This is a genomic window from Massilia eurypsychrophila, from assembly GCF_002760655.1.
Taxonomy (GTDB): Bacteria; Pseudomonadota; Gammaproteobacteria; order Burkholderiales; family Burkholderiaceae_D; genus JAFCUW01.
Genome location: NZ_PDOC01000028.1, coordinates 23,089 through 35,947 on the forward strand (window position 1 = coordinate 23,089; position 12,859 = coordinate 35,947).

Annotated in this window: 11 protein-coding genes; 3 read left to right on the forward strand and 8 right to left on the reverse strand. The window is 63.8% G+C overall.

Going from position 1 to position 12,859, the window contains the following annotated elements; genetic code table 11:
• Nucleotides 1-19: 19 nt before the first annotated feature.
• Entirely contained in the window at nt 20-1,906 is a 1,887-nt protein-coding gene (locus tag CR105_RS24630; RefSeq protein WP_099793187.1) for an MFS transporter, read from the reverse strand.
• Nucleotides 1,907-2,107: 201 nt separating this feature from the next.
• Here CR105_RS24630 and CR105_RS24635 point away from each other — a divergent pair, with 201 nt between their 5' ends.
• Nucleotides 2,108-2,527 (forward strand): hypothetical protein, encoded by a 420-nt coding sequence (locus CR105_RS24635; protein WP_131021828.1) that lies wholly within the window; start codon nt 2,108-2,110, stop codon nt 2,525-2,527.
• Nucleotides 2,528-2,529: 2 nt separating this feature from the next.
• Nucleotides 2,530-3,321, forward strand: coding sequence for a DUF2145 domain-containing protein (locus CR105_RS24640; protein WP_099793191.1), 792 nt, complete (start codon nt 2,530-2,532; stop codon nt 3,319-3,321).
• Nucleotides 3,322-3,660: 339 nt separating this feature from the next.
• Here CR105_RS24640 and CR105_RS24645 read toward each other — a convergent pair whose 3' ends face one another.
• The 7 genes from CR105_RS24645 to CR105_RS24675 form a co-directional block, all read right to left on the reverse strand.
• Complete coding sequence (locus tag CR105_RS24645) at nt 3,661-4,506, reverse strand: transposase (RefSeq protein ID WP_099793193.1); 846 nt, start codon at nt 4,504-4,506, stop codon at nt 3,661-3,663.
• Between the two features lie 341 nt (nt 4,507-4,847).
• Nucleotides 4,848-5,897 (reverse strand): AbrB family transcriptional regulator, encoded by a 1,050-nt coding sequence (locus CR105_RS24650; protein ID WP_229414110.1) that lies wholly within the window; start codon nt 5,895-5,897, stop codon nt 4,848-4,850.
• Entirely contained in the window at nt 5,894-6,958 is a 1,065-nt protein-coding gene (locus tag CR105_RS24655; RefSeq protein ID WP_099793197.1) for an ABC transporter ATP-binding protein, read from the reverse strand. Before CR105_RS24655 ends, CR105_RS24650 begins: the two co-directional genes overlap by 4 nt.
• A gap of 19 nt (nt 6,959-6,977) precedes the next feature.
• Nucleotides 6,978-8,747: an ABC transporter permease gene (locus CR105_RS24660; protein ID WP_099793199.1), complete on the reverse strand. Its 1,770-nt coding sequence runs from the start codon at nt 8,745-8,747 to the stop codon at nt 6,978-6,980.
• 73 nt (nt 8,748-8,820) lie between these two features.
• Nucleotides 8,821-9,921 carry an ABC transporter substrate-binding protein gene (locus CR105_RS24665; protein ID WP_099793202.1) on the reverse strand — a complete coding sequence of 367 codons (1,101 nt, stop codon included), beginning with the start codon at nt 9,919-9,921 and terminating at the stop codon, nt 8,821-8,823.
• Between the two features lie 37 nt (nt 9,922-9,958).
• A complete protein-coding gene (locus CR105_RS24670) occupies nt 9,959-10,921 on the reverse strand; it encodes a tripartite tricarboxylate transporter substrate binding protein (protein WP_099793204.1) in 963 nt (320 codons plus the stop codon).
• 39 nt (nt 10,922-10,960) lie between these two features.
• Nucleotides 10,961-12,025, reverse strand: coding sequence for a porin (locus tag CR105_RS24675; RefSeq protein ID WP_099793206.1), 1,065 nt, complete (start codon nt 12,023-12,025; stop codon nt 10,961-10,963).
• Nucleotides 12,026-12,165: 140 nt separating this feature from the next.
• On the opposite strand from CR105_RS24675, the gene CR105_RS24680 reads away from it, so the two are divergent.
• Complete coding sequence (locus CR105_RS24680; protein ID WP_099793208.1) at nt 12,166-12,858, forward strand: response regulator; 693 nt, start codon at nt 12,166-12,168, stop codon at nt 12,856-12,858.
• Nucleotide 12,859: the final 1 nt, after the last annotated feature.

Sequence of the window (12,859 nt, forward strand, 5' to 3'; positions counted from 1 at the left end):
GCCGCGTAGCTGACCGTCGTTACTTCCACTCGCCGCGCAGATCCTTGACCTGCTGGTGCAGGTACTCCGGCGTCGCTTGCTGGGGCGCCACCGGCGCGCCGACGGCCAGCGCCAGCCTCGAACGCGGCCCGCGCGTAAATGAGCGCTCGAACAGGTTGCCCGGATCGCGCGTCAGCAGGCTGCCCCACAAGCCGCGCAGCGCCATCGGAATGACCGGCACCTTGCTGCGCTCGATGATCTTGACGATCCCGCCGCGGAACTCGTTCATCTCGCCGTCGCGCGTCAGCTTCCCCTCCGGGAAAATGCACACCAGGTCGCCCTCGTGCAGCGCCTGTGCGATATCGATGTACGCCTTCTCCATCAGCCACGGGTCTTCCTTGGCCGGCGCGATCGGGATCGCTTTCGCGGTGCGAAAAATCCAGCCGAGCACCGGCATCTTGAAGATGTTGTGGTCCATCACGAAACGGATCGGCCGCGGGCTGGCTGCACCGATGACGATCGCATCGACATAGCTGACGTGATTGCATACCAGGACCGCCGCGCCCTCGTCCGGGATGCGGTCGACGTCGACGATCTTCACGCGGTGAATCGTGTGGATCAGCAGCCAGGCCAGGAAGCGCATCAAGAATTCCGGCACCAGCGAGAAGATGTAGACCGCCACCAGCGCGTTGAGGATGGCGGTGGCCAGGAACATTTGCGGGATCGTCGCGCCCATCTTCAGCAGCACCATCGCCATCAGCGCGGAAGCGACCATGAACAACGCGTTCATGATGTTCATGCCGGCGATGGTGCGCGAGACGTGGGCCGGGTCGCAGCGCGTCTGGATCAGGGCGAACAGCGGCACGATGAAAAAGCCGCCGAATACGCCGATCATGACGATGTCGGCCAGGATGCGCCAGATGCCTGGCTGCGCCAGCACGCCGGCGATGTCGACGGCCGCTGTATTGGTGTAACCGAGGCTGGCCAGGTACAGGTCGATGCCGAACACCGACAGGCCGATCGAGCCAAAAGGTACCAGGCCGATTTCGACCTTGCCCCCGGACAGGCGCTCGCACAGCAGCGAGCCGGTGCCGATCCCCAGCGAGAACACCGTCAGCAGCAGCACGAACACGCTATGGTCGCCGTGCAGATAATCCTTGGCGTACACCGGAAACTGCGACAGCATCAGCGCGCCGTAAAACCAGAACCACGAATTGCCCAGCATCGACAGGAACACGGTGCGGTTCTGGCGCGAGAACGACAGGTTGCGCAGCGATTCGGCGAACGGGTTGCGGCTGATCTTGAGCGAGGGCGCCGGCGCCGGCGACAGCGGAATGCGGTAGCTGGCAACGAGCCCGATCACCGCTACCAGCAGCGTGCTGGCGGCGACAAGCTCGATGCCGTAAGGCTTTTGCGACACCAGCAGTGCGCCGACCACTTCGCCGAGCAGGATGCCGACAAAGGTACCCATCTCGATGACGCCATTGCCGCCGACGAGTTCTTCGGGCTTGAGGTTTTGCGGCAGGTAGGCGTACTTGACGGGGCCGAACAGGGTCGAATGGATGCCCATGCCAACCAGCGCCACCACCAGTATCCATAGCGAGTGGCTCATCCAGCCGATGCCGGCCACCAGCATGATCGCCACTTCGAACCATTTGACGGCACGCGCCAGGCGCGACTTTTCGACCTTGTCGGCGATCTGGCCGGCGGTGGCCGAGAACACCACGAACGGCAGGATGAACAGCGCAGGCAGCACGATGTTGAGCGTGGCCGGGCTGACCGAGGTCCAGCTGAGCGCTTCGAATGTAAGCATCACCAGCAGCGCCGTCTTGAACAGGTTGTCGTTGAAGGCGCCAAAAAACTGGGTCCAGAAGAACGGCGCGAAACGGCGCTGCGACAACAGGGAAAACTGGTTCGGCTGGCTCATGCTGGGGCGCTCGTGGAAGATAAGACCGTAAAGTAACTCACAACGCCGGCATAGACAAATAAAGTTTCCCACAGTTATGCGGGTGCGCAAGCCGATACGCGCGGTAGCGCCCTTCGATACCTGGCGGTTAGCGCTTGAATAACGCTGCGAAAGCGCGAATGATGCTTTTGCCAACCCGGCATGACTGAAGAAAGTGCGACCATGAAACCGATCCTCGTGATGCTGCTGCTGTGCCTTTCCGGCCACGCCGGCGCCGCCGGCCAGCAAGGCAGCACCGACCTGTCGAACGCCTCCGAGCTGGCGGCCGAGGGGTCGGCGCTGGTGGTGTACGGGTCGCTGTCGGCGGTGGCCGCTTCCGGCGCGGTCGTCGTCGCAAGCGTCGAGGCGGCCGGCGACGCCAGCGTGGTGGTGCTGGCCGGCGCGTCCGATGCCACGCAGGCGGCGCTGCGCCTGAGCGGGCAAGTCGCGCGCGGCGCGTCGCTGGCGGTGGGCGCCTCGGTGGGCGTTGTGGCCACATCGACCGGCTACCTGCTGGTCGGCGCCGGCAAAGTAATCGCCTTCATTCCGAATGAACTGGGCAAGGCGCTGCTGCACCACTCGCGCGTCGCGACCAGGGGCTGAGTATGGAGCGTCTGCTGATGGTATGGATGCTGACGGCCGCGCTGGCCGCCGGCGCAGTTAACGCCGGCACACCGTGCGAACCGAAGAAGGCCGACGTCACCAGCTTCATCAAGGCGATGAAGCTGGCCGAGCGCACCATGACGGCGCTCGACAAATCGGGCGCCCAGGTGGCGCTGATTGCGCGCGCCGGCCAGGACCTGTCGAAGTACGGCCTGCGTTATTCGCACATGGGCTATGTGTGGCGCGACCATCCGCAGGGACGCTGGCTGGTGGTGCATGAACTGAACCAGTGCGGCAGTGCGCGCTCGGCGCTGTTCGACGAAGGCCTCGGCAATTTCTTCCTCGACGATATGCACGCCTACGAAACGCGCATCGTCGTGCCCGGCGCCGCCGCGCAGGCACGCATCGTCGCGATGCTGGCGTCGACCACGCCGCTGCGGCTGCATGATGGCCGCTATAACATGGTCGCCTTCGCGTATTCGACCGACTATCAAAACTCGAACCAGTGGCTGCTCGAGACGTATGCGGCGAGCGTGTCGGACATGCCGATCGACGGGCGCGCGCAGGCGCAGGCCTGGCTCAAGCTGGCGGCCTACGAGCCGATCACGCTCGACATCCCGGCCATGGCGCGCTTAGGGGCGCGCATGTTCCGCGCCAACGTCTCGTTCGACGACCATCCGCTCGAGCGGCGCATGGCCGGCAAGATCGATACCGTGACGGTCGACTCGGTGCTGCGCTTCGTGCACCAGCGCGACCCGCAAGCGTGGGAGATCATCGTCATGCTGCCGCGCTGATCGGCGTGGCGCTACCCTTCCTCAACCGGGGTCAGTGCCGACATTCGGACACGGCCTCGACCATAATGCAGCGAGACCAGGTCGATCGAATCGCTACTAAAAAGCATGCGCATACTCCTCCACCGGGGTCAGTGCCGACATTCGGACACGGTCTCATGAATAGACGGTTATTTCGGTTCATTGAAAAGGCAGCGACAGTACCGGCAATCGGATGCGGAATGATCGCTAGTCGCCGCCCGAAACAGCGCCGCCGATCGCGCACAGAATGCTCATGCGCGACCGCCGAGAGGCGCCCAATGGAGCGACTCGGATGCGGCGAATGCATCCCGACGGGAGTGCTTACTCTTGTCGCGCACCTTCAAATAGGCGAACAGCGCGGCTGACGGTTTTTGCAGAAACCCCGAAGTGGACCCCGATCTCGGCCATCGTAAATGCCGTAGATCGGTATGCACGGGCCATTGCCGCGTCGCGGAGCGGAAACTTGGCCTCGTATTGCGCCAGCGTCAGCGCGGTGATTCTGCGCTGGGGCTTCGACACCGCTACGAGTGCCGCCCGGGAGCGAGGCTCGCGATGGCTGGCAGAAAAGTCATCGTCGCCAAGCAGCAGCTGGAACCGCGTGCGCCGCAAAGGACTCTCAACTCCCACGCCCGCAAAGACAAAGTGCGCAAATGCATCCGCAGCTTCCTTGCCATGTCCGAACTGTCCAAGCAGCCATGCGGTCTCAAGCCAGATCGGTGCACGACTGCTATCGAGCATCGAATGGTAGCTGCTCCACCGCCACTCGTCGGGGCGTCCGACAATCCCGGCGCGCACGGGATTTAGTGCTACATAGCGCGCCAGTTCGAGTAGATGTGATTCCTTTTGGACCAGCACAGCGTGGTAGCGCCCTTGGAAGACATGCCCGACCTGCACGTGGCGGCGGTTAAATCGCTGGGAATATATGCCGTTCAATTGGCGCATGCCTTGGGCGAGGTTGCCCTCTACCGTCTCGAGCATTACGTGATAGTGATTCGTCATTTGGCAATACGCATGCACCACAAAATGAAATCTATCGCAAACGAGCGCAAGCACCTCGAGCCAAATATGACGATCGGTATCATCACGATAGATGGGATTGAGTCGATTGCCGCGCGAAGTAATATGGTAAAGAGCGCCGGGGAGTTCAATTCTGAGCGGTCGAGTCATCAAAAGACTCTATCACCGACACGCGCGCGCAGGCATGAGCAAGCGCATGCCCGCAGATCTAAACGTCGAGCCGCTCACGCCGAGCTCTTCTGCCACCGCCGCTGCACACGGCTGTCGCGCTAGTGTTTAGCTCGGGTCCGATTGTCGGCACTGACCCCGGTTGTGGCCCCGATTGTGGCCCGCTAATGTTTAGCTCGTGTCCGATTGTCGGCACTGACCCCGGTTTTGACCGACCCTGGTTGTGACCCAACTGTAGTTTGGCGATGCAATTTACTAATGCTCAGCTCGTGTCCGATTGTCGGCACTGACCCCGTGGAAGTTGCGTTGGAGTTGAACGTGTTTTAGCGCTGGAATTTAGTCGACAGGCGATAGAGTGGCCCGATCAGCAGCACTACCGCGACCATGCGCGAGACGTGAAAGGCTGTGACGATCGGCACGCCCAAGTGTAGGTTGCGCGCCGTCAGCGACATTTCGGCGATGCCGCCGGGCGACGTGGCAAGGATCGCGGTGCCGGGGTTGATGCCGCCCAGCGCGGCCAGCGTGGCGCCAAAGCCGGCGCCCAGCAGCATCATCACCAACGTGCAGGCGGCGCAGGCGACCAGGAAGCGCGGCGCCGTGTGCACGAAGCCAGGCGTGAAACGGGTGCCGAGCGAAATGCCGATGCATAGCTGGCCGCCGGCGACCATCCACTCCGGCAGGCGGCTCAGGTGCACGCCGCCGACGGTGAGCCCGATGGCGACGAACAGCGGTCCGATCACCCACGCATTCGGGACGTCGAGGCGCAAGCACGCCAGCCCACCCAGGCCGGTCAGGCAAATGAGCACCAGCAGCGCGCCGTAACTTACCGCCGTCGCGCCAGGAACAAACAGGTCGAGACCCGGACCGTGCCCATGGCCGGTCCACCAGCGCACCAAAAAGGGAATGGTCCCGACCACCATCATCAAGCGCAGGCTGTGCGAGGCGGCGACCCGGTCGACCGCGGCACCGTGACGCTCGCCTTGGGTCGCCATTTCGGCCGCGCCGCCAACAGCCATCGCGAAGAACGCGGTGCAACGGTCGGTGCCGGACAGGCCGTGCAGCAGCACGCCGGCGCCAAATCCCAGCAAGAGGGCAAACACGATCCCCACTGCGATCCAGCCGGAGTACGACACCAGCGCGGCCACCACCGGGGCCGTGAAATACAGGCCGAGCGTGGTGCCGATGACCCACTGGCCGCTAGCGCGTATGCCGAGCGGCGCGCGCAGCGGCGCGCCAAACATGCAGGCGATCGCGGTGGCAAACAGCGGCCCGATCATCCATGGCAGCGGCGTGTCGAGCCACACGCACAACTGGGCGCCGGCCAGCGCCAGCAGCAGCGCGCCGATCAAAGCTACGCGCGGCTGCGGCTTCAAAACACCCAGAGCTTCTCGGCCGGCATCTGCAGCCAGTAGCTGCCGGCGTCGAGGCGGTGCTTCGAATAGGCGCGCAGACTGAACTCGCCGCGCACGAACAGGCACTCCCATCGATCGCCCAGGTACATGCAGTGCAGCAGCGGCAGTTCGATCGCGTTGTCGACACGGGTCGCGCTGATGCGCACCTCTTCGACCCGGATCAGCGGCTGCACGTCGCTGCCAGTGTTGGCGCCGCGCGCGGTGCCGTGCATCGTCACGCCCTCGACGTGCAGCTGCACGCTGGCGCCGTTGCGGCTGACGACCTTGCCCGGCAAGCGGTTGTTACTGCCCATGAATTCGGCGGTGAACAGCGTATCGGGCGTCTCGTACATGCTTTGCGGGGTGCCCTGCTGTTCGATCTTGCCGTTATTGAGCAGCAGGATGCGGTCGGAGATGGCCATCGCCTCGGCCTGGTCGTGGGTGACCATCAGCGCCGAAAGCCCGAGCCGCACGATCAGTTCGCGCAGGAAGGCGCGCGCTTCCTCGCGCAGCTTGGCGTCGAGGTTCGACAGCGGCTCGTCGAGCAAAATCACGGGCGGGTTGTACACCAGCGCGCGCGCAATCGCCACGCGCTGCTGCTGGCCGCCGGACAGCTGGTGCGGATAGCGTTCGCCGAGGCTGCCGAGGCCCAGCTGGGTCAGCACTTCCTTGACCTTGGCGGCGATGTCGGCCTTCCCCATCTTGCGCAGCTTGAGCCCGTAGGCGACGTTGTCGAACACGGTCTTGTGCGGCCACAGCGCGTACGACTGGAACACCAACCCCAGGCTGCGCGCCTCGGCCGGCATCTCGTAGCCCTTGGCGCCGTCGAATACGCGGCGTTCACCGATGTCGATGGCGCCGGCCTTCGGCGTTTCGAGGCCAGCCACGGCGCGCAGCAGCGTGGTCTTGCCGCTGCCGGAAGGGCCCAGCAGCGCGACCACCTCGCCGCGCTTGAGGTGCATCGAGACGCCCTTCAGGATCGGGTTGGCGTGCGCGCCGGTGCCGTAGTCGAGGTGCAGGTCGGTGACGGATAATTCGTTCATGATTGGTCTCTATCTTATATTAGTTGTGCAGCTTGACGCCGAAGCGCAGCGCGATGCCAAGGCCGATCGCCACCAGCGTGATGTTGATAAACGAGAGCGCCGCCACCAGGTCGGTCGAGCCGCCGGCCCACAGCGACACCAGCATGGCGCCGATCACTTCGGTGCCGGGCGATAGCAGGTACACGCCGGTCGAATACTCGCGCTCGAAAATGAGGAACACCATCAGCCAGGCGCCAAGCAGGCCGTATTTGATCAGCGGCAGCGTGACGTCGCGCGTGACCTGGCCGCGGCTGGCGCCAACGGCGCGCGCCGCTTCTTCGAGTTCTGGTCCGACTTGCAGCAGCGCCGTCGAAATCAGGCGCATGCCGTAGGCCAGCCACACCACCGAATACGCCAGCCACAAGGCGAAAATGGTGGAACGCACCGCGCGCAGCGCCGGGATCACGTTTTCACTGAGCCAGACCGCAATGCCACTATCGCTCATCTTGAGGAAGCCATCGAGCCAGCTCGGCACGAACAGGAACACCCACAGGAACGCCAGGCCGGCGAGCAGCCCTGGCACTGCCCGCGGTACCAGCACGCTGTAATCGAGCAGGCGGGTGATGCCGTCCGGCTTGCGGTGCATCGCCAGCGCAATGGCGCAGTAGCACACGACCGCCAGGGCGCCGCCGATGACGCCGATCAGCACCGTGTTGAGAATCCCGCGCATCAGCGAATGCTGCTCCAGAATGTCGCGGAAGTGCTGCAGCGTCAGCACGTCCGCCAGCCGCACACCCTCGCCCCAGTACTGCACGAACGAACGCAGCACGATACCGGTGATCGGCAGCACGATGGTAAATATCAGCCAGCCCGCCAGCATCGCGAACGCCAGCCACTTCCAGCGGCCCAGGGGCATCGCCTTTTGGCGCGCGCCCTTGCCTTTGATGGAGACGTACTTGTTGGCCGATTTGAGCAGCCAGCGCTGCGCCATCACCAGCGGCATCGTCACCATCACCAGGCACACCGCGACCGCCGCCATCAGGTGGTACGACGGCGTCCCCAGCTTGTTGGTCAGCTTGTACAGGTAGGTCGCCAGCACCAGGTGGCCTTCCGGGTCGCCCAGCACCAGCACCAGGCCGAACACTTCGAAGCCGAGGAAGAACACAAGCACTCCGGCATACGCCAGCGCCGGCATGATCATCGGCAGCGACACGTTCATCATCACCTGCAGCGGCGCGGCCCCAGCCACGCGGGCTGCCTCTTCGACGTCGGAGCCGAGGCTCTTCAGCGCGGACGACGCGTACAGGTACACGTGCGGCACGTGGGTCAGGCCGGCGATGATGACGATGCTGGTAAACGAGTAGATATTCCACGGCACGAAGCCGAGCAGCTCCTTGGCCCAGGTCGAGTAGAAGCCGACCGGCCCCATCGAAACGACGTAGCCAAAGCCCATTACCATCGGCGACACGAAGATCGGCACCAGCAGCAGTGGCGCAATCCAGCTGCGGCCCGGCAGGTCGGTGCGGATCATCAGGAACGCCAGCATGCCTCCGAGCGGCACGGCGATCGCCGCCAGTCCGGTCGCCATGATCAGGCCGTTTTTGGCGGCCATCCAGAAGTCCGGATCGTCGAAGATGAACTGGAACGCTTCGAAGCTGAGCGTCCTGGCCGGCATGAAGAACGGCGCCGACAGGAAGCTCTGGTAGAAAATAAGGAACAGCGGCAGGAAGACGGCGATGCAGGTGAGCGTCACCACCAGTCCGCGCGGCCAGTTAAGGCGGCGTGGGCCGGGCAGGGTAAAAGTAGACATGAGAATTTCCGGTGAAGGATGGGTGCGGCGACAGACAGGACGGCGGGACGACTGGCGGCCCGCCGTCATTTCACTACTTTTTACCGGCGGTTTCTTTCCACTGCTTGAGGAAAGCCATGCGCTTGGCCGGCGCCAGGTATTGCAGCACGATCGGATGCACCGGAACCGGCTTGATATTCTTCTCGCCGACCAGTTTGATCAGGTCGGCCGACGTGGTCTCGCCCTTCACGTCGGCGCGGATTGCATACAGCTTCGATTCGTTCGCAATGACGGTCTGGCCGCGCTGCGACAGCATGTAGTCAGTCCACAGCTTTGCCGCGTTGACGTTCTTGGCGGCCTTGTTGATGAACAGAACGCGCGACAGGATCAGGGTGTAATCCTTCGGCAGCACCACGCCGAGCGACAGATCGGTCTTGGCGCGCACCAGTGCGTACGAACCGAGCACGTTGTAGCCGATCAGGTTCTCGCCCGACGAAATCCGCTCGAGCATGGTGCCGGTCGACGATTGCACCCGCACGCGCGCCGCGCCAAAGGCCTGTTCGAGCGCCGCGAACTGCGCATACTCGCGCGCGTCCTGGGTCATGAACATGAAGCCGACGCCCGATTTTTCGATGTCGTAGGTGGTGACCTTGTCCTTGAATTTTTCGGCAGTTATCAGCTTGGCGAAATCGGCGTGCGTCTGCGGCACTTCTTTAGCGTCCACCAGCCGCTTGTTGTAGACGATTGCCGCCGGCTCGAACGTGGTGCCGTAGGCCATATCGTTCCACATCGCCCAGCCAGGGATCTTCGACGCCTCGACCGACTTGTACGTCATCGCGTAACCGTCCGACGCGAGCTTCATCTGCAGATCCATGGCCGACGACCAGACCACGTCGGCGGTGTTGCCGCCTGCCGCCGCCTCGGAGATGAAGCGGTTGTACACTTCGGTGGAATTCATGTCGTTGTATTCAACCGTAATGCCTGGATACAGGGCGGAAAAGTCCTTGATCAGCGGCTGGGTCGCCTTGCTGTCGGTGGCGCCGTAGACCACCAGCTTGCCTTCCTTTTTGGCGCCGTCAACAATCTTCTGATAGTCGGCCGGATAGCCGGCAGGTACCTGGGCGAATGCGCCCGTCGCGGCGCCGGCCAGGGTGGCTGCGATTGCAGCGGTCATCAAGGTCTTGGTAAGGTTCATGTTGTCTCCTGTTTGATCGTTGTAGTTTTGTATTGTCTTAGCGAACCAGCTTGAACTGAGTGGCTTGCCGGTGGTAGTCGTCGACTGCTTTTTTTACGTATCCGGTCAGGGCCGCGCCGGTCATGCTGAACGGGTAGAGGCCGTAGGCCGCGCGCATCTGCGCAAATTCCGGCGTCGCTTCCATCTGTTCGAAGGCGTGCACCCAGCGCTGGTAGTCGGCCTCCGGCACCTTCGGTCCCATCCACACGCCGCGAATGATCGGCCACACCAGGTCGATGCCCTGCTCGCGCGCGGTCGGCGCATTCGCCAGCACGCCAGGCAGGCGTTTTTCCGACAGCACCGCCAGCACCCTGACCTTGCCGGCGGCCGAATACAGCGTCGCTTCCGACGCGTCGCCCGGCACCACCTGTACGAAATTAGCGTCCATCGCGGTGAAGGCTTCACCGCCGCCTTCGAGCGCCACGAAGCGCAGCACTTTCGGGTCGATGCCTGCCAGCTTGGCCAGCAGTGCCATCTTCAGCCAGTCCTGGCTGCCGATGGTGCCGGACACGCCGATCAGCACTTTCTGCGGATGGCGCTTGAGCGCGTCGAGCAGGTCGGCCAGCGTCTTGTACTGCGAGTCGGAGCGCACCGCGATCATGCCGTAGTCGGCGCCAAGTGCCGCCACCCAGCGCACGTCGCCGGCGGTGGCCTTGCCGAATTTACCTTGCGCCAGATTGAGCAGTGAACCGCCCGAAAACGCCACCAGGGTATTGGCTTCACCGCTGCGCTGCGACACCAGCGAATGCCAGGCCACCGCGCCGATTCCGCCGGGCAGATAGGACAGGCGCATGGTGCCGCCGCCGGGCTGCCCCTGCAACGCCTTTAGCGCCAGCTTGCACGTCAGGTCCATCGCGCCGCCCGGCTTGGAGGGCACGATGCATTCGGCGTCGGCCGCTGGCGCCGCGCTGGCGGCGCCGCACAACGCGAGGCCAGCGATCAGGTGCAGGATTTTCTTCATATTCCGGCCATGATAGTCCCGATACGTCCGCCCCAGCTATCAGAAGCGGTGCTGGATGCCGGCGGTGATGCCGGTCTGCGAGGTGCTGAAGCCCGGGTCATCGCGCGACAGGCTCACCAGCTTGCCGTTCTTCGACTTGGCGTAGGCCGCGGCTGCGTACAGGTCGGTGCGCTTGGACAGCGCGTACAGGCCACGTACGACGTACATGGTCGGATCGGCATCCTGGCCGGCAGCGACGTTCTTGACGTTGACGTGGTAGACGGCGCCGGTCAGCGTAATGGCCGGCTTGATGAAGTAGCTCACGCCGCCCCAGTAGGTGTCGCCGCGCACGTCGGCAGTATTGGCGCGGCCGGCTTCGAGCTTGTAGCCACGCATGCCGGCAGTCAGGCGCCAGTCGCCTGTCTTGTAGTCGGCGGCGATGTGGAAGGCGCTCGTTTCGTCGCGTCTGAAGGTGACCGCCACCGGGTTGCCGTTGATTTGCTCGTAGGCTGCCATCACGCCGAGGCCCGCGTGGGTCCACGATCCGGCGACCGAGTACTTGCGGCTGTCGGCGGCGCTGCCGGCCTGCTCGCCCAGGCCAATGGTGGCGCCGTACTTGAATTTGCCGGTGGTGCCGGAGTACTTGATCAGGTTGTCGAACGCGGTGGTCATGCCGTACTTTGACGGGCCGCTGGCGTTGGTCGACGTCGCCCACGAGTAGTTCGGCGCGTAGCCGAGCGGATCGAAGCCGATGACGAAGTCGTAGGTGGTGGTGAACGAACGGCCGATGACGATGCGGCCAAAGCTGCCGTCGAGGCCGACGAAGGCCTGGCGCTTGAACAGCGGACCGTCGGCCGCGCCGGTGTCGAGCAGGATGCCGCCCTCTAAACCGAATACGGCTTTCAGGCCGCCGCCGAGGTCTTCATTGCCGCGGAAGCCCCAGCGCGAGGTGTTCTTCCCGCCCGAGATGACCTTTGTCACGCTGTTCTGATTGGCGTTGGCGTGGTTCAGGGTTTCGACGCCGGCGTCGATCAGTCCATAGACCTGGACGTTGGACTGCGCATGGGCGGCGCCGCCGATGGCGAAGGCCGCAAAAAGGGCGAGCGAAAGCACTGATTTTTTCATACATGTCTCCTGATTTATGGTTTTAGTTTTAATTACGGTGGTTCGAGTCGCACTATATGAGAGTGATCCTTTCAATTCGCTTTCGGCGCTCGAAAAGATCTCGGTTGGCCTGGCGGCGTGCTTGGGCTTACACTCTCGCCATGCGAATACTTTTAGTTGAAGACCATCTCGAACTGTCCCACTGGCTCGCCAAGGCCCTGCGCGAAGCCAACCTGACGGTCGAAACCGCCCACAACGGCGCCGATGCCGACGCCCTGCTCCACACCCAGGATTACGCGCTGGTGATCCTCGACCTGACGTTGCCGAAGATGGATGGCCTCGAGGTGCTCAAGCGCCTGCGCGGCCGCGGCGGGCCGCGCGCCAAGACGCCGGTGATGATCCTGACCGCGCGCGGCGGCCTTGAAGAAAGGGTGCAAGGCCTGAACCTGGGCGCCGACGACTACCTGGCAAAGCCGTTCGAGCTGGCCGAACTGGAAGCGCGCGTCAAGGCGCTGCTGCGCCGCAGCCAGGGCAACGAGGCACTGGTGCACCAGTGTGGCTCGCTCAGCTTCGATACCGTCACGCGCATGTTTGCCTACGATGGCGCGCCGCTCGGGCTGACCCCGCGCGAACACGCGGTGCTCGAAGCGCTCATCACCAGGCCGGGACGCGCGGTATCGAAGGAAAAGCTGTTCGATGAAGTATTCGCGCTGGCCGACGACGCCAACCTCGACGCGATCGAACTGTACATCCACCGGGTTCGCAAAAAGCTAGAGCGCGCCGGCAGCAACGGCGCCGCCATCACCACCTTGCGCGGCATCGGCTACCTGTTGCAGCCGCGCGACGCCGCCTGAC